Here is a 22,588-nt window from a genome sequence, read left to right as displayed (position 1 = left end):
CTGCCTGGCGCCGAGCGTGGGATCGGGTGATTCCGTTCTTCGCCTTTCCCTCACCGATCCGCCGTGTGATCTACACCACCAACGCGATCGAGAGCATCAACGCCCGGCTGCGCAAGATCATCAAGACACGCGGGCACTTTCCGAGCGACGAGGCGGCCACCAAGCTCATCTGGCTGGCCCTGCGCAACATCACGGCCGACTGGGGACGGGCAGCCAAGGACTGGAAGGCGGCAATGAATCAGTTCGCGATCCTCTACGAGGACCGCTTCACGGATCATCGCCTAAAATGAAAACCGCGTTTCCAACTCAGGAAGCAATTCAGAGCGCCTCACACACAGAAATTCTGACACTCCCGCGCAGCGTCATCCGCCGAATACCCGCCTCCATGAACGCCACCCGGCAGAAGACGCTTCGCTTATCCGCCCTCCCCCCACCCAACGGACAAATCCTTCCCCATGCGCACCGAAGGCAAGCTGAGCAAATGGAATGACGACCGCGGCTTCGGGTTCATTACCCCGAACGAAGGCGGGCCGGACGTCTTTATCCATATATCGGAATTCCCGCGCGATGGCGATCGCCCGAACATTGGCGAGCGGGTGAGCTTCGAGACGGATTTCAGCAAGGACGGCAAACCCCGCGCCGTCAATGTCCGCTGTCCGGATCGCGCGCCCGTGCGCCGGACCTCGCGTGAAGCCACGCGCGGGCATGGGCGGCCGGGCCTGTTCGGGAAGCTGATCCCGCTGATGCTGGTGATTGCCATCGGCGCGTATGGCTACAAGGCCTTTAGCCGTTACGACGGCTCGTTTTCGGCGGCGCCGGAACCTATCGCCACAACGGATACGCCCGCCGCGCCGGCAAGATTCCATTGCGATGGTCGAACGCACTGCTCGCAGATGACGTCTTGCGAAGAGGCGACCTTCTTTTTGCGCAATTGCCCGAACGTGAAAATGGATGGCAACCACGATGGCGTGCCGTGCGAAATGCAATGGTGCGGCTGATAGCCGAGCGCATTCCGCTTCGCCGCAACCGGGCGACGGACGCGGCGCAACGCTCGACACAGTCAGAAACATGCCCCGCCATGTCGAAATCGTGGCGCACCGGTCGACCACAAGACGGCAGCCCATGATGCTGCCGCTTGTTCAACCCCTCAGGAGCATGAACCATGACCCGGATGATCTTCGTAAATCTGCCCGTCACCGACCTTGCCGCGGCAATGGCCTTCTACACGGCACTCGGCTTCAAGAACAACCCGCAATTCACCGACGAGACCGCCGCCTGCATGGTGTGGAGTGAGACGATCAACGTCATGCTGCTCACGCACGAGAAATGGCGCACGTTCACCCAGCGCCCGATTCCGCCGGCGAGCTCAAGCGAGGTAATGCTCGCGATCTCCTGCGACAGTCGGGAGGCGGTAGACGCCATGAACGCAGCGGCGGCGGCCAACGGCGGTACGGCAGACATCAATCCGAAGCAGGATCTCGGCTTCATGTACAACCGCAATCTGGCGGACCCGGACGGTCACGTGTGGGAGGCGATGTGGATGGATATGAGCGCGATGCCGGCGGGCTGAACGGGAGCAAACGTAGCCCGGATGCAGCACAGCGAAATCCGGGAAACACCGCTTGTCGGAGGAAGCCGTGCCCCCACCACCGCCCATCCCGGATTCCAGCCTTTGGCCTGCATCCGGGCTACGCAAAAATATTCCATATTGATATTTTCGGGGCTGCGGCTATGCTTTCGCGATGGTTCTGTATCGTCGTAACTACGTTCCGGGCGGGTCGTTTTTCTTTACGGTGACGCTTCGCGATCGTCGGGTGGATACGCTGGTGCGCGAGATCGATGGATTGCGCGCGGCGTTCGTGCGCACCATGGCCGCGCGCCCGTTCACGCTGGATGCAATGGTGGTGCTGCCCGACCATCTGCATGCGGTGATGACGCTCCCCGACGGCGACACCGATTATTCCGGGCGGTGGCGGGCGATCAAATCGGAGTTTGTACGCGGCCTTCGAAAGCGCGGTCGCGCGATTGCCGAGAACGCACGCGGCGAGGCCATGCTGTGGCAGACCCGCTTCTGGGAGCACACCCTCCGGGATGAAGACGATCTGCGCCGCCATGTGGACTACATCCACTTCAATCCGGTGAAACACGGGCTGGTTAAGCGGCCGACCGACTGGCCGCATTCGTCGATCCATCGCTACATTGCCGACGGTCGCCTCTTGGCCGACTGGGGCACTGACAAAATCGGGCACGGCCCGTAGCCCGGATGCAGCGCAGCGGAATCCGGGATCACCGGTTGCTTCGCCACCGTGCGTCGATTCCTGACATCCTTGCCTGCTCGGCCGCCGATCCCGGATTCCGGCCTTCGGCCTGCATCCGGGCTACATCATCACAACCCTACTTCCCGTGATGCACAAACGGCGCATCCGCCCCCCACAACTGCATCACCCGCGCATCGCGGCCGCAGCTTTCGCGGTAGAAGTTGTAGGCGTCCACCTGTGATTTGGGGCCGCGGCGGGTGAATACCCAGCCGCCGCCCTTGTAATAGTCCTGGTGGTAGTCCTCGGCGACGGTGAAGGGCGCTGCGTCGAGGATAGGGGTGACGATGGGCTTACCGAGTTCTTTCTGGGCGGCGTCGAGCTCGGCCTTGGCGATGGCGCGCTGTTCGTCGTTGGCGACGAAGATGGCGGTGCGGTAGCTGCTGCCGCGGTCGCAGAACTGGCCGCCAGGGTCTGTGGGGTCGATGGAGCGGAAGAACAGGTGGATGAGCCGCTGGTAGCCGACCACGTCGGCGTCGTAGCTGATCTTGACCGCTTCGTAGTGACCGGTGGTGCCACCGGTGACCTGTTTGTAGGTGGGGTTGTCGGTGTGGCCGCCGGTGTAGCCGGACACGGCTTCGACCACGCCGGGCACGGACTCGAAGTCGGATTCGACACACCAGAAGCAGCCGCCGGCCACCACCATGGACTGGATGTCGCGGGCGTGGGCGGCGGCGGAAAGGCCGAGAGCAAGCGTCAGGCCGAGGGCCAGACGGAGCTTGCGGATTCGTGGGTTCGACATGGGCGTTCTCCTTGCCCTATGAGACCGTCCGGCCGCCCTCGACCTTACAGTGCCGCCTCAATTCCAGGTCCGCCAAGCACGTACCTCCCACCAGCCAGCGCCGCAGACTGATGCTTCCTCAACACAGCAGGGACACATCATGTTTTCGCTACAGGACAAGATCGCGATTGTGACGGGCGCCAGTTCGGGCATTGGCCGGGCGGCGGCGCTGGCGTTTGCCGGGGCCGGTGCGCGGGTGGTGGTGACGGCGCGGCGGATCGATGCGCTGGACGCGCTGGTGGACGAGATCGGCGCGGCCGGCGGCACGGCGTATGCGCTGGCCGGCGAGGCGGCGGACGCGGCGTTTGCGCAGCATCTGGTGGATGCCACGGTGGACCGCTTCGGCGGGCTGGACATCGCCTTCAACAACGCGGGCACACTGGGCGCCATGGGGCCGACGCCTGAGCTGCCGCTGGCCGGCTGGCACGAGACGCTGGCGGTGAACCTGTCGAGCGCCTTCTACGCGGCGCGGGCGCAGATCCCGGCGATGCGGCGGCGCGGGGGTGGCGCACTGATCTTTACCTCGTCGGTGGTGGGCAGCACGACGGCGTTCGCGGGCATGGCGGCCTATGCGGCGAGCAAGGCCGGGCTGGTGGGCCTGGTGAAGGCGCTGGCAGTGGAGTGCGGCCCTGACGCGATCCGCGCCAACGCGATCCTGCCCGGCGGCACGGACACGCCGATGGGGCGGACGGTGGCCAATTCGCCCGAGGCGCTGGCGCAGATGACCGGCTTGCATGCGCTGGGCCGGCTGGCGCAGCCGGGGGAGGTCGCCTCGGCGGCGCTGTACCTGGCCTCCGACGCGGCGGCCTTCGTCACCGGCTCGGCGATGTTTGTGGATGGCGGGGTGTCGGTGTTCCGCGGCTGAGCGTGGCGCGCGCCGACCCGGCGGCCGGCGCGCGCCAACGCCCTCACCACACCAGCCGCAGGCTGGCGTAGATCAACGGCTCGTGGCGATAGCGGCCTTCGTGGAACTCGGTGTAAATCTCGCCCAGGTTCTGCATCACCAGCGCGAATTCGTTCTCGGCCCCCGGCGGACCGAAGCGTTTGGCGAGGCGCAGGTCGATGCGGTCACGATTCGGCACGCGGTCGCCCTGGTTGAGCCAGTACATGTCGTCGTTGTGGTAGTAGCCGAGGCTGGCGCGCCAGCGCTCGGGCAGTTCCTTGATGAACAGCAGCGAGGTGGTCGCCTGCGGGGCACTCAGTTCGATGTCGCGGTCGACCAGGTCGTCGCTGGCGTTGAGGGTGATGTAGGCCTGCGAGAACACGACCCGCCCCCAGCCCTGCTTGCGCCAGTCGACGGTGTATTCGCCGCCCTTGGCGACGAAGCTGCCGAGGTTGAGGAAGCGCTTGGTCTTGGCGCTTTGATACGTCAGCGCGTTGGCGGCCGACCAGTCTGCCGGCGGGAAGACGCCGACATCGCTGCAGCGCTCCTTGGAGGGCACCGGCACGGCCGCCGTCGGCAGCCGACAGCTCTGGCTGTCGAGATAGCCCGAGTAGGCTTCTCGGAAGACGCGCACATCGACCGCCAGCCCTTTCATCGGCCGGGCGACCAAGCCGATCTCGAAAAAGCGCATCTCTTCCGGGTCCACCGGCTGCGCGGCGTTGTAGCCGATCTGCACCACCGCGCCGTCTTCGCGCAGCGTTTCGAGGCCGTGGGACTCGATCAGCGAAGGTGCCCGATAGGCCTTGCCGGCCGACACGCGCAGCGCGGCATCGGGGCTCACGGCCAGGTTGAGCGCCAGGCGCGGCGAGAACAGCTTGCCGCTGTAGTCGTGGTGCTCGTAGGTGCCGCCCAGGTTGAGCGCCAGCGCATCGGTGGCCTGCCAGGTGAGGTTGCCGAAGGTCTGCCAGTAGGTGGCGGTGAGCGCCGCATCGGTGTCGAAATAGGCGGCCGAGCGCACCCGCTCGTGGCGCACGCCGGCGCCGATCAGGGCCTGCACCGACGGCAGGATCTGACCGCTCAACTGCGCTTCGAGGTTGTGGGCGCTGACGTCGATGTCGCGGTCGGCATGGATGGTGCCGTCGCGGCCTTCACCGAGGCCGCGGACATCGATCTCCCACGCCCGGCGCGCCTGCTGGCCCTGGTAGAAGTACTGCAGCGACAGCTCGGAGGTGGTGCTGTAGCTGCGTGTCCAGGCGGCATGCACCGTCTGGTTGCGGATGTCGCCATCCTGCACCGGGTCGAGCTGGAAGTTACGCAGTCGCGTACCCATCTCCGGGTAGCCCCGTGTGTCCACGCCCTGGCTGACACCGAAGTTCAGGCTGAGGCGGTCCTGCGGATTGATCTGACTGACCAGTTGCAGGTTCAGAGCCTCGCGCGAGAACCCCTCCTGCAGCTCGTTTTCGCCATTGCTGCGGACAAAGGATTCGAAGGTCGTGGCGCTGCGGGTCGATGCCGACAGCCGCCAGGCCACGGGCGAATCCGCGGGCCCGTTGACGCGCACGCCGTGGTCGTAAAAGCCGTCCACGCCAAAACGCGAGATCACGCTGTAGCCGTCTTCAGTCATCGGCGAACGGGTGATGATGTTGACAACCCCCTGGAAGGCGTTGGCGCCATAGGCCCCGCCGTTGGCCGAGCGCACCACCTCGATGCGCTCGATGTCGTCGATGCGGATGGTGAGGTTGTCCCACTGGGTGTCGCCCCAGATCGGGTTGTTGACCGTGCGCCCGTCGATCATCACCTTGATGCGCCGGTCGTAGGCGTCGCCGATGCCGTGGTTGGCCACGGTGGGCGAGCCGCCGGGCCAGTCGGCCACCTGGAAGCCGGGCACCAGGCGCAGCAGGTCGTGGATCTCGGTAAAGCCCGAGGCCTCGATCATCTCGCGATCGATCAGCGTCACCGGTGCGGGCGCGAGCATGGGCGACTGGGCCAGGCGCGAAGCGGTCAGCACCAGCGGAATGTCGTCGAAGAAGGCGGCGCTGTCACTGGCGTGAAGCGCACCTCCGGGGACCGACGCAAGCGCGCCGAAAGTCATAAGCACGCGACAAAAAAACGTGTCGCACACGCAACGGCGATTCAAAGGGCCTCCCGAGGGGACTCATGGTGTTGTTTTTTCGGCCAAGGTTCTCACGCGCCTTCGGTATGGTCAATGGCAGCCATCAGCGCTGACGCCATCATCACGCCGACGAATAACGTCAGCGTCATTACAACTTTCGGCAGAACACGACACCATGAGGCCTTGTCGTGCTCTCCCGTATTGGGCACCCAGGCACTGCCACTGGTCGGTTCGTGCGTATCGGGCCGAGACCGGCGGCACGGCCAGGGCTGTGGGCACATGTCTGGCCGAGCGTTGTATTCCTCAAACCACGGCATGGCATTTCTCTGGTCGCCAAGGCGCACCCAGCCGGATCAACACGCCTTGGCCGTGCCGCCCACAGGGCAGAACGCGTCCATCGGACAAATTCCCCCACCGCTAGAACCACCCCTCGACCTTGTCGCGGCTGGGCACGCCGCCGGCGTGGACAACCTGACCGTCGATCACCACCCCGGGCGTGGACATCACGCCGTAGCCCATGATGGCCGGCAGATCCTCGACTTTTTCCATCGTGATATCGACGCCGTGCGCCTTGGCCACGGCCTCGATCAGGGCGACCGTGTTCTTGCAGTTGGCGCAGCCGGTGCCGAGCACTTTGACGTTTTTCATTTCACACTCCTTCGCATTCACAAGACCCAGTTGAAAACATAGCCGACGAGCAAAATGCCGGTGGCCACCACGCCGGCAAAGGTGGCGATCAGGCGCGGCTTGAGCGCCTTGCGCAGGATGATCATCTCCGGCGCCGACAGCGCGATCACGCTCATCATGAAGGCCAGCACGGTACCCAGCGCCGCGCCCTTGCCGATCAGCGCCTCGACGATGGGGATGATGCCGGCGGCGTTGGTGTACATCGGCACACCGAGAATCACCGCGGCCGGCACCGCCCACCAGGCGTCGCGCCCCATGAACGAGGCCATGAAGTCTTCCGGCACATAGCCGTGGATGCCGGCACCGAGCGCGATGCCGGCGAGGATGTAGGGCCACACCTTGCCGACGATGCTGCGCACATGGTCGCGCCCGGCCTCGAAGCGCGCCACCCAGCCCATCGACTCGCCGCTGAAGCTCGCCGTCTGGCCGTTCTGCAGCTTCTGCACCCAGTCTTCGAGATGGCGTTCCATGCCCAGCTGGCCGATCACCAGCCCGGCGAAGATCGCCACCGCCAAACCGAGCCCAAGGTAGAGCGCCGCCACCTGCCAGCCGAACATGCCGAACAGCAGCACCAGCGCGATTTCATTGACCATCGGCGCCGAGATCAGGAAGGAGAAGGTCACCCCGAGCGGCACGCCCGCCGACACGAAGCCGATGAACAGCGGCACCGCCGAGCAGGAGCAGAAGGGCGTGACGATGCCCAACGTGGCCGCCAGCACATTCCCGACACCGACCCGCTTGCCGGCCAGCAAGGCGCGCGTGCGCTCAGGCGCAAAGAAGGTCTGCACGATGCCCATCACGAAGACGATGCCGGTGAGCAGCAGCAAGACCTTGGGCGTGTCGTAGAGGAAGAAATGCACCGCCTCGCCCAGCCGCGTCTGGCGCGTGAGGCCGAGCAGGGCCAGCAGCGCGTCGGCGAAGGCGGTCAACTGGCTGTAGGCCAGCACCCACAGGGCGCTGGCCAGCATCACGGCCAGCGTCCAGTTCAGCAGTCGGGGCTGGGGTCGGGTCTGCGTGTGCATGAGCGATCTCCTGAGATTGCAAGATGCGCGCCGCCACCATCTTCCGGCACCGGCGGCATCTCCATCACCTCTCTCTTATATTGTGCGCTCCTGAAAATTCGCTCTATTGATCTGAAGCCAACTTTCGTCGCGTAGACTGGTCGCGGACATCTCGCTTCGACGCCCCCGGATCTCTCTCATGCGGACCTTCAACCTCGGCATCGCGGTCGGCCTGTTTTTCGGCCTGAATCTCGCCCTCACCCCCACGCTCGGCCCCACCGGCGGCGGGCTGGCGCTGGTGGCGACGATCGCCTGGCTGTGGATGACCGAGGCGCTGCATGTGAGCGTCACTGCCGTGCTGGTGCCGCTGCTGGCGGCGGTGAGCGGGGTGCTGCCCTTTCATGCCGCGCTGGCGCAGTTCGCCGACCCGGTGATCTTTCTCTTCCTCGGCGGCTTCGCGCTGGCCGCCGGCCTGCAGCAGCAGGGGCTGGACCGCTGGATGGCGGCGCAGGTCATCCGCCGCGCCGGCCACCGGCTCGACCGCGCCGCGCGCTGGCTGTTCGGACTCACCGCCTTTTTGTCGATGTGGATCAGCAACACCGCCACCGCAGCCATGATGCTGCCGCTGGCGCTCGGCCTGCTCGCCGCGCTGCCCATCGAACGCCACCGCCCGGCCTATCTCTACGTGCTGCTCGGTGTGGCGTTTTCGGCCAACATCGGCGGCATCGGCACCCTGGTGGGCAGCCCGCCCAACGCCATTGCCGCGGCCCAGGTGGGCCTGGGCTTTGCCGGCTGGCTAGTGTGGGGGCTGCCGCTGGTGCTGGTGCTGATGCCGCTGATGGAGATCGCGCTACGCGTCGCGCTCAAGCCCGATCTGTCGGTCGAGGTCGAGCTGCCGCCAGAGCAGGCCACCTGGCGCGCGCCGCAAAAGCGCATGCTGGCCGTGTTCGGCACCACGGTGCTGCTGTGGGTGTTCGGCACGCCGATCAACGCCTGGCTGGCCATGGGCCGCGGCTACGATGCCGCGGTGGCGGTGCTGGCACTGGTGATGCTGCATGCGCTGCGCCTCACCGAATGGAAAGCGGTCGAGCGCGGCACCGAATGGGGCGTTCTGCTCTTGTTCGGCGGCGGCCTCACGCTCAGCCGCGCGCTGTCGGAGAGCGGCGCGGCGGCCTGGCTGGCGGCGCAGCTGGGCGACCCGCTGGCCACCCTGCCCGCCTTCGCCTGCCTCGGCCTGATGATCCTCTTCGCCCTGCTCATCACCGAGCTGACCAGCAACACCGCCAGCGCCGCGCTGCTGGTGCCGCTGTTCATCGGTCTGGCGCCGCAGATCGACGCCACGCCGGTGGCGGTGCTGGTGGCGGTGGGCACCTCCTGCGCCTTCCTGTTGCCGGTGGCCACCCCGCCCAACGCCATCGTTTTCGGCAGCGGCCTGGTGCCGCAACGCCAGATGATCCGCGCCGGGCTGTGGGTGTCGGTGCTGGTCTATCCGGTGCTCGTGGCGGTGGGCGCGCTGGTGCTGTCAATGGTGTAGCCCGGGTAGAGCGAAGCGAAACCCGGGGTCGGTCATCACGCGCTGATTGCAGCCTCTTGCGGGATCAATCACTGCTCCCGGATTTCGCTTCGCTCTATCCAGGCTACGCGCTCTGTGGGTATCGGTGCCGGTGTATCCGGTGGGGCGATGGTGTTGTAGCCCGGATTCCGCGGCGCTGCATCCGGGCGACGCGTGCCTACGCCTTGCCGATCAGGGCCAGGTAGGCGCGGCGCGTGTCGGGGGAGACGGCCGCCAGCACCTGCTCGTAGGTGGTTTTGTGGCGAGCCAGCAGGCGGGCGGAGGCGACGGCCTTGCTGCGGCAGAACCAGTGGCAGGTATGCTGCATCAGGAACATTTCGGCGCTCAGGCGGAAGGCCTTGGCCTTGGGGTCGAGCCCGTCGGCGTTCTGGATGGCGCGGTCGATGCCGCGGGCGTGGATGGCGAAGGCCTCGCGCAGGGGGAAGCTGGCGGCGGGGAACAGCCGATCGGCAAAGGGAATGGCCAGCGGAAAGGTGCTCACGCGCGCGGCGGCGGGCTCGACGCGGCCGATGTCGGCGGCCAGGCGCTGGAACTGGGCGTTGAGGTCGACTTCCTTGGCCGCCATCAGCCCCCACACCTGTTCGCGGCGGACCGGGTCGTCCGCATCGAGCGCGCGCAGGTAGCCGTCCGACAGGCTCTCCATCAGGTGCTCGATCTGGTAGTTCTGCAGGTGGCTGCCGAGCAGGGCGATGCGCCGGCGCTGGTCCTGGGTCTTGAGGGCGAAGGCGCCCAGTGCAATGACGATGAGTAGCAGGTAGGTGTCCATGCCGGCATTGTCCGGGGCATTGGCGCCGCGGGCAATGCCGGCATCACGCGGCGTCGTAGCGGCCCATCATCGGCTTGACGCTGATGCCGTGGAGGATGATCGACAGCGTCACCACCACCAGCGTGAGGTGGATCAGTTCGAGCGCGAGCGCCTCCGGCAGCCCTTGCTGGATGGCGAACATCAGGTAGTAGAGCGAGCCGATGCCGCGCACCCCGAACCACGCCGCCATGCGCCGCAACGACCATGGCGTGCGCGTGCCCGCCAGCCCGATCCACACGCTGAGCGGCCGCGCCACCAGGAACAGGAAGGCGGTGAAGCCCACCGCCCGCCAGCTCCAGGACTCGACGAACAACATGCCGCCGATGAGCAGGATGAGCACCAGCTCGGAGAGCCGTTCGAGGTGCTCCTTGAAGATCAGCGATGCTTCGCTCAGCGGCGCGCCGGGCTGGCCGGCCGCCCGCTCGGCCAGCTTGCGCTCGGTCTGGCGCAGGGCGACGGCGGAGAAGAACACGGCCAGAAAGCCCCAGGCGTCCACCAGCACGCTCAAGCCATACACCGCGCCGATCAGGCCCAGACCGAGGAAATCGCCGAGCAGCTCGACATCCGGCCGCGCGCGGCGGAAGCGGTCGACCGCCAGCGCCAGCGTCGTGCCGCCGGCCACGCCGATGGCCACCCCCGCGCCGGTCGCCCACAGCACGTCGACCAGCACCCAGCGCACCCCAGCGTCGCCCAGCTCGTGCAAGCCGAGCAGGCCCAGCCCGAGCATCGCGAAGGGAAAGGCGCTACCGTCGTTCATGCCCGCTTCGCAGGTGAGCGTGAAGCGCAGGCGGTCGCGGTCGCCGGGGTGGCGCACCTGCACGTCGGTGGCCAGCACCGGGTCGGTCGGCGCCACGATGGCGCCGAGCAGGATCGCTGCGCCCAAGGGCAAGCCCAACGCCGTCACGCCGAAGCCGGCCACCAGCGCGACCGTGACGGTCATCGACACAAAGGCCAGCAGCATCGGCGTGCGCCAGCGGGCAAAGGAGAAGGGCACCGGCATTTTCACGCCGGCGGCAAACAGCGAGACCAGCGCGGCGGCTTCGGTGAGAAGCTCGAACAGCGCGGACTGCTTGAGGGGGTTGAAATGGAACAGCGCCAGCACGGACGGGCCGGCCACCAGGCCGACCGCGAGGTAGAGAAGTGCCGAGGTGGCGGGGAGGCGGCGCAGCACTGTCGCGCCCAGGCCCATCGTCAGCAGCAGGGCGCCCACCAGCAGGAACCAGTTGGCGTTGGTCATCGAAGTCATGACGTCTTATCAAATCCAGATCATGGGTTCATCATCCTATGTGAACCCACGCGTCACCGACATGCATGGCCGACGCCAACCGGCGACGGCAACCGGAAACCCCACGATGCGACTGCTGTTGATCTTCCTGCTCCCGCTGTGGCTGGCCGCCTGCACCACGCCCGCCCCGCCCCTGCCCGCCGACACCCGCGCGCCCGTGGCACCGCTGGCGGTCGCCACACCGGAAGCGGCGCACTACCGGGTGGCGGGCGAACGCTCCGCTGTGCGCTTCGTGGTCTACCGCGCCGGGCGGCTGGCGACGCTGGGGCATAACCATGTGATCGTGGCACGGCAGATCGAGGGCGAGATCGCGCTGGCGCCGGATCTCACCCGCACGCAGTTTTCACTGCGCCTGCCGGTGGCGGCCTTCGAGGTCGACCCGCCCGAGGCGCGGCGTGATGAGGGCGAGGACTTCGCGGTGCAACCCTCGGCCGAGGCGGTGGCCGGCACCCGGCGCAACATGCTGGGCGAGCGCGTGCTCGATGCCGAGCATCACCCCGAGGTGAGGATCGACGCGGTGGCCGTGCGCGGCGCCCTGCCCACGCCGACAGTGACGGTGCGCCTGACGCTGCGCGGCGTGGCGCGCGATGTGGACATGCCGGTGACGGTGGCGCGGGATGGCGACTCGTTCACCGCCACGGCGGATTTCGACATCCGCCAGACCGATTTCGGCATCACCCCGATGTCGGTGCTCGGCGGCGCCTTGCAGGTGGCCGATGCGGTGACGGTGCGCATGCGGATCGTGGCGACACGCCAGCCGTAGGGCGGAAAAGCGAAGCGCCTTCCGCCACATCGACGGTTGAGCCTTCACATTCGGCGGAAGGCGCTTCGCTTTTCCGCCCTACGGCGCCAGCCGGCGTGAGGCTTTGGGGTCGCGGAAGAGCAGCGGCGCGGCGGTGCCGGCGCCGGGCAGTTGGGCGCGCGCCACGGCGTCGAGCACCACCTGATGCTGCGGGGACTTGTCGCACACCGGGTCGGTGGCGGCGGGATCGCCAGCCAGCATGAAGGCCTGGCAGCGGCAGCCGCCGAGGTCTTTTTCCTTCTCGGGGCAGGCCTTGCAGGTATCGCTCATCCAGCCGTCGCCGCGGTAGCGGTTGAAGCCTTCGGAGTCGTACCAGATCTCGCCCACGCCCATCTCGCGCACGTTGGGAAAGCTCAGGCCGGGCAGCATTTTCGCGGTGTGGCAGGGCAGCGCGGTGCCGTCGGGGGTGACGGTGAGGAAGACATTGCCCCAGCCGTTCATGCACTTCTTGGGGCGGTTTTCGTAGTAGTCGGGCACCACGAAGAAGATGCGGATCTTGTCGCCGAGTTTGGCGCGGTATTCGTTGGTGATGCGCTCGGCGCGCTCGAGCTGTTCTCGCGAGGGCAGGAGTTGGTCGCGGTTGAGCTTGGCCCAGGCGTAGTACTGGCTGTTGGCCAGTTCCAGGTACTCGGCGCCCAGTTCGACCGCCATGTCGATGATCTGGCCGATGTGGTCGATGTTGAGGCGGTGGATCACGCAGTTCATCACCATCGGCCAGCCATTGCGCTTGATGCGCCCGGCCACCTGTTGCTTGAGGTCGAAGGTGCGGGTGTGCGAGAGGAAGTCGTTGAGTTCCTTCGTGGTGTCCTGGAAGGAGAGCTGGATGTGGTCCAGCCCGGCCGCCTTGAGCGCCTCGGCACGGTCCTCGGTGAGGCCCACGCCGGAGGTGAGCAGGTTGGTGTAGTAGCCGAGCCGGTGGGCTTCGGCGACGAGGATTTCGAGGTCGTCGCGCACCAGCGGCTCGCCGCCCGAAAAACCGCATTGCACGCTGCCCAGCGCACGCGCTTCGTTCAGCACGCGCAGCCAGCCTTCGGTGTCGAGTTCATCCTCGGCCCGGGTACGGGCGAAATCGACCGGGTTGTAGCAGAAGGCGCAGTGCAGCGGGCAGCGGTAGGTGAGCTCGGCGAGCAACCATAGCGGCGGGCCGGGGCGGTCGGTGGCGGTCATGGTGTCGTCCTTTGCCGTAGGGCGGAAGCGCCGCAACGCGGCATCATCCGCCGCTTCGACGTTGAGACGGATTGGCGGATGACGCTTCGCTCTTCCGCCCTACGGGTGTTCATGTGTCCGCCACCCACCGCTGTTGCCGCGCCATGTCGAGAAAGGCGCGCACCTCGGCCTCCAGCCCGGTCGCCTCGAAGGTGCGCTCCAGCTCGGCGACCAGCGCCGGCACGTCGCGGCTGCCGTCACAGCGCTTCAAAATCTCCGCCGCGCTGGCGTTGAGCTTGACCATCCCCTCCGGGTAGAGCAGCACCCAGGCCTGCTGCGCCTCTTCCCATTGCATGCGGAAGTGGGCGGACAGGCGGGGGTGGTCGGCGTCGGTGTTCATGCTTTCGGTCCGCGAATCTCGATCTCGCACGCCTGCAGCATGATCGCATCGGCCAGCGACCACAACACGTCGAGCTTGAACTGCAGGATGTCGAGCGCACGCTGCTGCAGGGCGCGGTTCTGGCCGAAGTAGTCGAGCGTGAAGCGCAGGCCGTGGGCCACGTCGCGCCGCGCCTGGGTGAGGCGGTTGCGGAAGTACTGCAGGCCGCCGGTTTCGATCCACGGATACTTGTCGGGCCAGGTGTCGAGGCGCTGCTGGTGGATGTGCGGGGCGAACAGCTCGGTGAGGCTGGAGGCCACGGCGTCCTGCCAGGGGCGCTGGCGGGCGAAGGTGACATAGGCGTCCACCGCGAAGCGCGCCGCCGGCGACACCAGCCGCTCGGAGACCACATCGTCGCGGCTCAGGCCGACCGCCTCGCCGAGCCGGATCCACGCCTCGATACCGCCGTCGTCCTGCACGCCGCCGATGGCGTAGCCGTCATGGTCGAGAATGCGCTGGATCCACTCGCGGCGGATGTCGCGGTCGGGGCAGTTGGCGAGGATGTTGGCGTCCTTCACCGGGATCGCCACCTGGTACAGATAGCGGTTGGCCACCCAGCGCTGCAGCTGCGCCTGGGTCAGCTTGCCCTCGGCCATCATCACGTGGAAGGGGTGGTAAATGTGGTAGCTGGTGCCCTTCTCGCGCAGCCGGGCTTCGAACTCGTCAGTGCTCCACGGCGCCTCGCCGGCAATGGCGGCCAGGTGCGGGGTGGGGATGTCGTCGTGCTTCATGCGGACTCCTCGGGCGCCTTACAGCGCGATCTCCATCCCGTCGAAGGCCACTTCGATGCCATGGCGCGCCAGCTCGGCGCGCTCGGCGCTGTCTTCGTTGAGGATGGGGTTGGTGTTGTTGATGTGGATGAGGATCTTGCGGGTGCTCGCCGGCAGGCGGTCGAGCCATTCGATCATGCCGTCGGGCCCGGACTGCGGCATGTGGCCCATGGCGCGCGAGGTCTTGGCCGAGGCGCCGAGGCGGATCATCTCGTCGTCGGTCCACAGCGTGCCGTCCACCAGCACCACGTCGGCCGCCTGCATGGCCGCCCACACCGCGTCTTCCATCTGCCCCAGGCCGGGCGCGTAGAACAGCCGGCGGCCGCTGCGGGTGTCGGTGATGGTCACGCCGATGTTGTCGCCCGGCTCGGGCCGGTCACGCCGCGGCGAATACGGCGGCGCGTTGCTGGTGAGCGGCAGCGCGGTGAAGCGCAGGCCGGCGATGGCGTCGATGGCGAAGTCCTGCCCGAGGGCGATTTCGTGCCAGTCGATGCCGCAATAGTGTTCGAGCACGCGAAACAGCGGGTTGCCGGTGCTCAGGTCGTCACGCACCGGGCGGGTGCACCACAGCGCATGCGGCTGGCGGTGTTCGCGCAGCATGTAGAGGCCGGTGGTGTGGTCGATCTGCGCGTCGATCAGCACGATGGCGGCAATGCCGGTGTCGCGCAGCGCCCGGCCCGGCTGCAGCACCGGGCAGCGCTGGATCTGCGTGAGGATGTCGGGCGAGGCGTTGAACAGCGCCCAGTGCTCCTCATCGCCGCTGACGATGATCGACGACTGGGTGCGCGCCGTGGCGCGGATCGTGCCGTTGCGCAGGCCCGCGCAGTTGGGGCAGTTGCAGTTCCACTGCGGAAAGCCACCGCCGGCGCCGGCGCCGAGAACGCGTAGTTTCATGATGTGTCACCGAAGGGACCGCGAGCGCTGCCCGCGGCCCCGGCCGGGCTCAGCGCGCGGCGATATACATGGTGATTTCGAAACCGAAGCGGAAGTCGGTGGCGGTCGGGGTTTCCCATTTCATGATGTGTCTCCTGAGGTTGTAGGCGTGTCGCGGCAACTTGGCGCCACGTGAGCCCAGCATGCCGGCCCGCGGCCATTGCCACATCCGTGGAATGTGGATCGGTGCCTACAGATTTTCATGAGGCGGACACCACACCGATGGCGGGTTGAAACCCGCCCTACAACAGTGAAGACAATCGCCGCGCCGCGCACTAGCATGAACGCCATGGCCCCCACACCCGATCCCTGGTCCGTCTTCGCCCTCGACGTCGGCGACGGCCACCGCCTGCATGTCGAGCAAAGCGGCGCGCCCGACGGCCTGCCGGTGGTGTGTCTGCACGGCGGGCCGGGCAGCGGCATGGCCGCCGCGCACCGGCAGTTCTTCGACGCCACGCGCTACCGCATCATCCAGTTCGACCAGCGCGGCTGCGGCCGCAGCACCCCGCGCGGCGCCCTGGCGCACAACACCACCGCGCATCTCGTGGCCGACATCGAGCGCATCCGCCAGCACCTGGGCATCGACCGCTGGCTGGTGTTCGGCGGCTCCTGGGGTGCCACGCTGGCGCTCGCCTATGCCGCCGCGCATCGCAGCGCCTGCCTCGGCGTGATCCTGCGCGGCGTCTTCCTCGCCTCGGCCGACGATCTGCGCCGCTTCTTCGACGAGGGCCAGCGCCACGCCCCCGCCATCCATGCCCGCCTCGCCGCCCTCGCCCCGCCAGGCGCGCGCGCCAAACTCGCCCATTGGGTGCCCACCGCCCTGCTCGCCGCCCGCCCCGCCGACCAGGCCGCCCTCGTCGGCGCCTGGATGGCCTGGGAGAACGCCCTCGACAACGGCCCCGCCGCCCCCTTCGCCCCGCCCACCGGCGAAGCGCTGGCCGCCGCCATCGACAAATACCGTGTGCAGGCGCACTACCTGCAGCACGGCTGTTTTCTGGAAGACGGCTGGTGGCGACACGCCGCTGCCGCGCTGGCCGGGCTGCCGGTAGCGATCCTGCACGGCACGCTGGACCGCATCTGCCACCCGGACAACGCCCGCGCGGTGCACGCCGCCTGCCCCGGCAGCACGCTGCAGCTGATCGACGGTTGCGGCCACAGCCCGTTTGCGCCGGCCATGGCGGCCGCGCTGGTCGAGACCACCGGGCGCTTCGCCGCTGGCCGGGGGGAGCCCCCTTCGAGCCTGCTCGCGATCAATCGATTGTCATGAATTGGGCGGATGAGAAAAAGCGACCCCCAATGACATCAGCAAAGGCTTAAAGACTCAGCCCTCAGCCCCCCGGCCGCACAAACCCCGCCCGCGCCACCTCGACCCGTTCGCGGGTCACGCAGCCTTCGACATGGTCGTTGATCAGCCCCATGGCTTGCAGGAAGGCATGCACGGTGGTGGGGCCGACGAAGCGCCAACCGCGTTTTTTGAGTGCCTTGGACAGCGCGATCGAGGCGTCGGAGGTGGAGGCGGTTTGGGGCTCGGCCAAGGTGGCAGGATCGGGTTCGAAGCGCCAAACGTAGGCGGCGAGCGAGCCTTCGTCGGCGACCAGTTCCTGCGCACGCCGAGCGTTGTTGATCACCGCTTCGATCTTGCCGCGATGGCGCACGATGCCTGCGTCGGCCAGCAGGCGGGCGACGTCGCTCTCCGTGTAGCCGGCGATGCGGTGGAAATCGAAGCCGTCGAAGGCGCGGCGGAAGTTGTCGCGCTTGGCGAGGATGGTGCGCCAGCTCAGGCCGGACTGGAAGCTCTCCAGGCACAGCTTTTCGAACAGGCGCCGGTCGTCATCCACCGGAAAGCCCCATTCGGTGTCGTGATAGGCGAAGAACTCGGGCGCAGCGCCGCACCAGCGGCAGCGCGGTTGGCCGTCGGGGCCGGGAATCGTCTTGCTCATCGTCGCTCTCGTCGTGTGAGGTCGTGTCGGGTCGTGGCCTCAGTCGAGCAGAAAGCCCAGCCGCGCATCCGCACGATTGGGCGCGATCTCGAGAATCTCGGCGCGCACCACGCCGGCGGCCACGAAGGGGTCCAGGCCCACGCGGGCGTCGAGGTCGGCGCGCGATACGCCATGGGCGAGCAATGCGCCGCCCGCGGCGGGTTTCAGGCTGCCCACCAGCAGCAGCACACCGTCGTCGATGCCCTGCTGAATCCAGGCATTGTGGGCGGCCATCAGCTCGGCGGCGCGGGCCTTGTTGTCGGAAAAGCGCAGCAGTACCACGAACATGGTCGGGCTCCTTTGACAGAGAGTGAAGGTCGCGCCGGGCCGCTCAGGCGCGCCCCAGCGTGGTATCGAGCCAGTCGCACAGGGCATCGACTTCCCGGCGAATGAAGGCTTCGTCATGAAAGGCGGCGGCGAGCGTGGCCACGCCCTGGCTGCGGGCGAGCACATGCAGGGCCAACGCGTCGGCCTCGGCGGCGTGGCCGAGCTGCTCGAACTGGCCGCGCAGCCATTCGCGAAACAGCGTGAAGATGTCCGCGGCCGCCGCCTGGGCCACGTGATCGAGCTTGGCCAGCTCGCCGCACAGCGTGCCCACCGGGCAGCCGTAGCGCATGATCTTGGCGCGGTTGGCGAGCAGGATGTGGATGAAGCTGCGAATGCGCGCCGCCGGCTGCGGGTCGGCCGCCTCCCACTGCGCCAGCATCCGGCGGGTGTTGGCCAGGCGCAGCGCGATCACCGCATCGAGGATCTCGTCCTTGGTCTTGAAGTGGTAGTAGAAATTGCCGCGCGAAATCTGCACCGCGCCGGCGATGTCGGCAAAGGAGGTGCGCGCGTAGCCGTGCTCATAGAACAGCCGGTCGGCGGCCTCGACGATCTGTTCGCGGGTGGAGGGAGATGTCATCGTGCGTGCATTAGGACGGTTGACCTAATGCACAGTAGGACATCCGTCCTAAGACGTCAAGCGCGCCACCAACTCAAACCGCCACCTTGCGCCGCGGCGCCCAGGCGCCCAACCCCGCGCCAGCAGACACCACCACAATGCCCACCCCGGCCAGCAGCGAGATCGGCTCGTCCAGCAAAACGTAGGCGCCGATGGCGGACACCGCCGGCACCAGTGCCAGCGCCATCGACGCGCGGCTGGCACCGAGCCGCGCAGTGGCATAGGCATACATGCCGGCGGCCAGCAGCGCCGCCACCATGCCCTGGTAGATGCCTTGCAGCACGAGGTCGCCCCAGCCGGCAGACTGGATCGTCTTGGGCAGCCAGAGAACATAAATCGGCAGGTAGATCGCTGCCGACATCCCGGCAATGCCGACCACCGCATTGCGCGCGCCCGGCTGCCAGCGCCGCACCAGCAGGCCGAATATTGCCCACGAGGCCGCCGCGCACAGAAACAGCACATCGCCCAGCCACTGCCCGCGCGCCAGCGGCGCGAACAGGCTCTCGGCGCTGATCAGCACCAGCCCCGTAGTCGTCAGCAACAACGACAGCACGATCTTGCGCGAGCGCTGCAGCCCGGTGGTCAGCGCCAGCAGCACCGCCGTCCAGAACGGAATGCCGCCATTGACGAACACCCCCGCATGCGTGCTCGGTGCGAAGACGAAGCCCGAGTAGGCAAACAGCGCATAGCCCAGGCCGCCGAAGAGCGCCAACGTGAAGTAGCGTGGATAGTGCGCCACCGGAATGTCGCGGATGAAAAACGGCAGCGTCAACGTGGCCGACACGGCGTAGCGCAAGGCCGCCATGTCGAAGGGCGTGAATGCGCCCGTGCTGCCGAAGCGCGACACGATGTTGAACCCCGACCAGCACAACACCACCACCACCGCTGCGGCCACGCCCTTCCAGGCATCGGCGGCGCTCACGGCGGGGTCGTCGGCCACACCGGGGCGATGTTCGGGCGGTTGTGCCGCCGCTTGCGCAGCCCGCGTCATGACTGGGCCTCCATGTCGTCAGCGACAGCCGCCGTGGGGTTCCAAACCGCGCACACGGCCAGGAAAAGGATCGACGACATCGCCAGCGTCGGATGACGCAAGCGCGGCCCGCAGGCGCGGACCGGGGCGGAGTTGCAGGGGAGCATGACGCGTCTCTGTGGTGTGCCCGAGCATCCGGGCGGTTCAACGACCCGGCCTGCGGCCATGCTCGAACAATGCGCGGCGCATCCGGGGACACCGCGAGTAGATCACGCCACCACGGGCCACGACAGGCTCAGTCTGGTCGACATTTAGGCAAAACAGTTCGGGCAGACACCCACGACATACGACGGACGGTGGAAGTCAAGACCTGGCCACAGCGCAGCCCCCCCGCCGACGACAGGCAGACAAAGCCGGCACGATTGCACCAGGGCCATCATGCCGTCATGAGCGGCGGGGCCGGCGCGAACCGAATAACCAGATCTTCGACATGGTCTTTGGCGACACCGTTCCTATACTGAATTTTCAACGCATCTGGCGAAGGCCTGGCGGGGTGGCGTGTCGCGAACAGGCCCCGCGTGCCGTGTGTCGTGCCGTTTCACGGAGGAGAACAATAATGAGTACATGCGCAACGGGTTTGTCGTGCGGCGCAACGATCGCGGCATTGGCGGTAGCCATGCCGATGCCGGCTTGGTCCGCGCCGCCCGCCGACTGGGCCAAGGTCCCGGTGCACACCGTCAAGCTGTTCTACCCGGGACAGGCCAGCTACGACTGGGTCAGGAGTCCAGCCCACCGACGTGCCGACAAGAGAGTCAAGGCGGGAGAACCCTGTATGTCGTGTCATGAAGGCGAGGAGGACGAACTCGGCAAGACGATCGTCAAGGGTGGACGACTGGAGCCCACACCGATCGCCGGCAAGGTCGGTTCGATCGATCTCAAGGTCCAGGCCGCCCACGACGCCAAAAACCTCTATCTCCGATTCGAGTGGAAAACGCAGATGGATCGCGCCGGGCAGATGCACGACTACATGCTGTACGACGGCGAGAAATGGGCCTTCGTCGGCGGGCCGCGCTCGAAAGACAAGGTACGCACCGGTGCCGAGCCGCCGCTGTATGAAGACCGCTTGGCGATCATGATCGACGACGGCAAGATTCCGCTGTTCAAGCATCAGGGCTGTTGGCTGAGTTGCCACAACGGCATGCGCGACATGCCCGACGAGGCCACCAAAGCGCAGGTACAAGCACATGCCTTGCTCGGTGGCGCGCTGAAACAGACCGACGTGCGCAAATACCTACCCAACACGCGTACCGCCGAGATGGCGGGATGGGACAAGACCAAGCCGGCCGAAGAGATCGCCAAACTCAAGGCCGCGGGCGAGTTCGTCGACCTGATGCAGTGGCGCGGCGCGCGCAGCAACCCGGTGGGCATGGCCGATGACGGCTATGTGCTCGAATATCGCCTGTTCGACGCCGGCAAGGGGCCATTCAGCTGGAACGTCGACCGCAAAACGATGACCCCGAAGTTCATGTTCGACGCGAGCAAGGTCGGGCTCAAGGCGATCACGATGGACGACATCGGCAGCGCCGCAAAACCGCACGCGATCATCCGTGAGGAAAACGCCGTTGCCTACGACCCGAAAGCGGGCTGGAAGAAAGGCGACGTCCTGCCCGGACGGATACTTTCCCGCGCCGACGCATCGGGGTCGGCGGCAGACAACGCCGACGCGTGGGGGACCTGGAAGGACGGAACGTGGACCCTGCTGTGGACCCGAAAGCTCGACACCGGCCATCCGGAGGACGACAAGATCCTCAAGGCGGGCGGCGTCTATACCGTGGGTTTTGCAGTGCATGACGACAACGTCACCACCCGCTTCCACCACGTTTCATTCCCGCTCACATTGAGCGTCGGCGCCGGAGGCACGATCCCGGCCGTGACGGTGCCGTGACCCGACAACAGCCCGGTTGCCGCGGCAGTGTCACCCGACACGACCCGCCGCGGCCGCGCCCTTTCAGGCATCAGCGGTGCTCACGGCGGGGTCGTCAGTCACGGCGCCTGCCCCAATGCCTGCGGCACGCAGACGAAGCCGGCGCCATTTGGCGACAGACGCTTCGCCTGTCGGCCTGTGCAAGTTCAGGGCTTTCTGGCGGGCGCGCTTGCCGCCGGGGCGAACAAATCCTCGCAATCGTCGCAGGCAAAGAACCACTGCGCACCATCACAACGAATGACACCCGTCGCCGCAGCGCTGATCTGCCAGTCGCACAGGCGCTTGCCCGCCTTCAAGGTGCCCTCGATCCGGCACGGTGCGACCGGGTAGTTGTCGCTCAACGTGCGCGCATCGAGTTGGCGGGCGCGTTTGAAAAAAGCGTGTGCTTCGCTATGCGTCAGGTCGACATCGGCGGTGGTGCATGCGGTCGGCTCGGAGGAGGTGAAGTCCTTGACGAAAACCGCCGACAGACCGGCCGTATCGAGCGGTGCCGAGGTGCTGGCGCAAGCGGCCGTGAGGAGGGCGACTACCAAGCCGGTTGTGAGCTTCATTGCCATTGCGCGCGTGCCGCCTCGCCGGGGTTTTTGTAGGACACCTGAGGGTGCTTGAACACATCGCCACTGTCGCGCGACAGGTGTGCGTAGAGCTGGTCGAGTAGCCACTGCAGGCTGTTGAGCTGTGCCGGCGTGAGCGGCTCATAGCTTGCGCTGTCGAGGTGGCGGCCCACCAGCTCGATCCCGATGGAATCACTATTGACCGGAAAGCGGTCGGGGTACGCCTTCTGCCGCTCGATCTGGTCGATGGCCTTGATACGCGCCGCCCAACCCAATGCCGTGGCCTTGGCGATGGCCGCGTCCTTGCACGCCGCGCCCTTGAGTTCGAGGCAACGCGACTTGATCAGCCGCCCAACGTGGTAGCACCGCATCTTGATGCTGGCCGTCTGTATGATCCGCCCATCCTTGGCGATCAAAAAATGCGCACCATTGCCACCGGCCGCGTAGGCGTTGAAGGTGGCTTGCGCCGACCCCGAATCGGTCTGGTGCACCACGATGGCGCGAATGCGCTGCAGCGCGCCATGCTCGATGTGCGAATAACGCTGGTGCTGCACTTTGGGCGAAACAAGCATTCCGGCGGCGTCGAATGACGACATGGGGCCTCCTGGGTGGCGCGATCAAGAGC

The 22,588-nt window shown here is 67.0% G+C and carries 26 protein-coding genes; 9 read left to right on the top strand and 17 right to left on the bottom strand.

Features of this window, described 5'->3' with window-relative positions; all coding sequences use genetic code 11:
- The 4 genes from I8J34_RS14760 to I8J34_RS24685 form a co-directional block, all read left to right on the top strand.
- Positions 1–290, top strand: a 290-nt coding sequence (locus I8J34_RS14760) for a transposase (RefSeq protein WP_214362383.1), incomplete at its 5' end; no start/stop codon positions are given.
- 165 nt (positions 291–455) lie between these two features.
- A complete protein-coding gene (locus tag I8J34_RS14755) occupies positions 456–998 on the top strand; it encodes a cold shock domain-containing protein (protein ID WP_214362382.1) in 543 nt (180 codons plus the stop codon).
- Between the two features lie 164 nt (positions 999–1,162).
- Positions 1,163–1,570 carry a VOC family protein gene (locus I8J34_RS14750; RefSeq protein WP_214362381.1) on the top strand — a complete coding sequence of 136 codons (408 nt, stop codon included), beginning with the start codon at positions 1,163–1,165 and terminating at the stop codon, positions 1,568–1,570.
- A 172-nt stretch (positions 1,571–1,742) separates the two neighbouring features.
- Entirely contained in the window at positions 1,743–2,258 is a 516-nt protein-coding gene (locus I8J34_RS24685; RefSeq protein WP_230411850.1) for an REP-associated tyrosine transposase, read from the top strand.
- 136 nt (positions 2,259–2,394) lie between these two features.
- Here the strand turns inward: I8J34_RS24685 and msrA are convergent, their stop codons facing one another.
- Entirely contained in the window at positions 2,395–3,057 is a 663-nt protein-coding gene (msrA, locus tag I8J34_RS14740; RefSeq protein ID WP_214362380.1) for a peptide-methionine (S)-S-oxide reductase MsrA, read from the bottom strand.
- A 139-nt stretch (positions 3,058–3,196) separates the two neighbouring features.
- Here msrA and I8J34_RS14735 point away from each other — a divergent pair, with 139 nt between their 5' ends.
- On the top strand, positions 3,197–3,961 hold the full coding sequence (locus I8J34_RS14735) for an SDR family oxidoreductase (RefSeq protein WP_214362379.1): 765 nt from the start codon (positions 3,197–3,199) through the stop codon (positions 3,959–3,961).
- 43 nt (positions 3,962–4,004) lie between these two features.
- Here the strand turns inward: I8J34_RS14735 and I8J34_RS14730 are convergent, their stop codons facing one another.
- The 3 genes from I8J34_RS14730 to I8J34_RS14720 all read right to left on the bottom strand — a co-directional run bounded on the left by I8J34_RS14730 (position 4,005) and on the right by I8J34_RS14720 (position 7,801).
- The gene (locus tag I8J34_RS14730) at positions 4,005–6,071 is read right to left on the bottom strand and encodes a TonB-dependent receptor plug domain-containing protein (protein ID WP_214362390.1); all 2,067 of its coding nucleotides are present in this window, start codon (positions 6,069–6,071) and stop codon (positions 4,005–4,007) included.
- Positions 6,072–6,509: 438 nt separating this feature from the next.
- Positions 6,510–6,740, bottom strand: a complete 231-nt coding sequence (locus I8J34_RS14725) for a thioredoxin family protein (RefSeq protein WP_214362378.1) — start codon at positions 6,738–6,740, stop codon at positions 6,510–6,512.
- Between the two features lie 17 nt (positions 6,741–6,757).
- Positions 6,758–7,801, bottom strand: coding sequence for a permease (locus I8J34_RS14720; RefSeq protein WP_214362377.1), 1,044 nt, complete (start codon positions 7,799–7,801; stop codon positions 6,758–6,760).
- A 178-nt stretch (positions 7,802–7,979) separates the two neighbouring features.
- Here I8J34_RS14720 and I8J34_RS14715 point away from each other — a divergent pair, with 178 nt between their 5' ends.
- Positions 7,980–9,314, top strand: coding sequence for an SLC13 family permease (locus I8J34_RS14715; RefSeq protein WP_214362376.1), 1,335 nt, complete (start codon positions 7,980–7,982; stop codon positions 9,312–9,314).
- Positions 9,315–9,510: 196 nt separating this feature from the next.
- On the opposite strand, the gene I8J34_RS14710 is transcribed toward I8J34_RS14715, so the two are convergent.
- Positions 9,511–10,119, bottom strand: coding sequence for a hypothetical protein (locus I8J34_RS14710; protein WP_214362375.1), 609 nt, complete (start codon positions 10,117–10,119; stop codon positions 9,511–9,513).
- Between the two features lie 43 nt (positions 10,120–10,162).
- Positions 10,163–11,404 (bottom strand): cation:proton antiporter, encoded by a 1,242-nt coding sequence (locus I8J34_RS14705; protein ID WP_230411849.1) that lies wholly within the window; start codon positions 11,402–11,404, stop codon positions 10,163–10,165.
- 106 nt (positions 11,405–11,510) lie between these two features.
- Between I8J34_RS14705 and I8J34_RS14700 the strand changes: the two genes are divergently transcribed.
- Positions 11,511–12,206, top strand: a complete 696-nt coding sequence (locus tag I8J34_RS14700) for a YceI family protein (protein WP_214362374.1) — start codon at positions 11,511–11,513, stop codon at positions 12,204–12,206.
- Positions 12,207–12,284: 78 nt separating this feature from the next.
- Here the strand turns inward: I8J34_RS14700 and pqqE are convergent, their stop codons facing one another.
- The 5 genes from pqqE to pqqA form a co-directional block, all read right to left on the bottom strand.
- Positions 12,285–13,412, bottom strand: a complete 1,128-nt coding sequence (pqqE, locus tag I8J34_RS14695; protein ID WP_214362373.1) for a pyrroloquinoline quinone biosynthesis protein PqqE — start codon at positions 13,410–13,412, stop codon at positions 12,285–12,287.
- 109 nt (positions 13,413–13,521) lie between these two features.
- Entirely contained in the window at positions 13,522–13,791 is a 270-nt protein-coding gene (gene pqqD / locus I8J34_RS14690) for a pyrroloquinoline quinone biosynthesis peptide chaperone PqqD (RefSeq protein ID WP_214362372.1), read from the bottom strand.
- Positions 13,788–14,561, bottom strand: a complete 774-nt coding sequence (pqqC, locus tag I8J34_RS14685) for a pyrroloquinoline-quinone synthase PqqC (protein ID WP_214362371.1) — start codon at positions 14,559–14,561, stop codon at positions 13,788–13,790. Before pqqC ends, pqqD begins: the two co-directional genes overlap by 4 nt.
- An 18-nt stretch (positions 14,562–14,579) precedes the next feature.
- Positions 14,580–15,494: a pyrroloquinoline quinone biosynthesis protein PqqB gene (gene pqqB / locus I8J34_RS14680; RefSeq protein ID WP_214362370.1), complete on the bottom strand. Its 915-nt coding sequence runs from the start codon at positions 15,492–15,494 to the stop codon at positions 14,580–14,582.
- 49 nt (positions 15,495–15,543) lie between these two features.
- Positions 15,544–15,618, bottom strand: coding sequence for a pyrroloquinoline quinone precursor peptide PqqA (gene pqqA, locus I8J34_RS14675; protein ID WP_214362388.1), 75 nt, complete (start codon positions 15,616–15,618; stop codon positions 15,544–15,546).
- A gap of 204 nt (positions 15,619–15,822) precedes the next feature.
- On the opposite strand from pqqA, the gene I8J34_RS14670 reads away from it, so the two are divergent.
- Positions 15,823–16,800 (top strand): alpha/beta fold hydrolase, encoded by a 978-nt coding sequence (locus I8J34_RS14670; RefSeq protein WP_214362369.1) that lies wholly within the window; start codon positions 15,823–15,825, stop codon positions 16,798–16,800.
- Positions 16,801–16,861: 61 nt separating this feature from the next.
- Here the strand turns inward: I8J34_RS14670 and I8J34_RS14665 are convergent, their stop codons facing one another.
- From I8J34_RS14665 to I8J34_RS14650, 4 genes are all read right to left on the bottom strand, one after another.
- Positions 16,862–17,473, bottom strand: a complete 612-nt coding sequence (locus tag I8J34_RS14665; RefSeq protein WP_214362368.1) for a DNA-3-methyladenine glycosylase I — start codon at positions 17,471–17,473, stop codon at positions 16,862–16,864.
- 39 nt (positions 17,474–17,512) lie between these two features.
- Positions 17,513–17,800: a YciI family protein gene (locus I8J34_RS14660; protein WP_214362367.1), complete on the bottom strand. Its 288-nt coding sequence runs from the start codon at positions 17,798–17,800 to the stop codon at positions 17,513–17,515.
- Between the two features lie 43 nt (positions 17,801–17,843).
- Positions 17,844–18,416: a TetR/AcrR family transcriptional regulator gene (locus tag I8J34_RS14655; RefSeq protein WP_214362366.1), complete on the bottom strand. Its 573-nt coding sequence runs from the start codon at positions 18,414–18,416 to the stop codon at positions 17,844–17,846.
- 73 nt (positions 18,417–18,489) lie between these two features.
- The gene (locus I8J34_RS14650; protein ID WP_214362365.1) at positions 18,490–19,446 is read right to left on the bottom strand and encodes a DMT family transporter; all 957 of its coding nucleotides are present in this window, start codon (positions 19,444–19,446) and stop codon (positions 18,490–18,492) included.
- A 655-nt stretch (positions 19,447–20,101) separates the two neighbouring features.
- Here I8J34_RS14650 and I8J34_RS14645 point away from each other — a divergent pair.
- A complete protein-coding gene (locus I8J34_RS14645; RefSeq protein WP_214362364.1) occupies positions 20,102–21,370 on the top strand; it encodes an ethylbenzene dehydrogenase-related protein in 1,269 nt (422 codons plus the stop codon).
- A gap of 185 nt (positions 21,371–21,555) precedes the next feature.
- On the opposite strand, the gene I8J34_RS14640 is transcribed toward I8J34_RS14645, so the two are convergent.
- Together I8J34_RS14640 and I8J34_RS14635 are read right to left on the bottom strand one after the other, a co-directional pair.
- Positions 21,556–21,966: a hypothetical protein gene (locus tag I8J34_RS14640; RefSeq protein WP_214362363.1), complete on the bottom strand. Its 411-nt coding sequence runs from the start codon at positions 21,964–21,966 to the stop codon at positions 21,556–21,558.
- Positions 21,957–22,559, bottom strand: coding sequence for a peptidoglycan recognition protein family protein (locus tag I8J34_RS14635; RefSeq protein WP_214362362.1), 603 nt, complete (start codon positions 22,557–22,559; stop codon positions 21,957–21,959). Before I8J34_RS14635 ends, I8J34_RS14640 begins: the two co-directional genes overlap by 10 nt.
- Between the last annotated feature and the right edge of the window lie 29 nt (positions 22,560–22,588).

Origin of the sequence: Denitromonas iodatirespirans (genome assembly GCF_018524365.1) — a bacterium.
Lineage (GTDB): Bacteria > Pseudomonadota > Gammaproteobacteria > Burkholderiales > Rhodocyclaceae > Nitrogeniibacter > Nitrogeniibacter iodatirespirans.
This window is presented reverse-complemented; position numbering and strand designations above follow the sequence as displayed.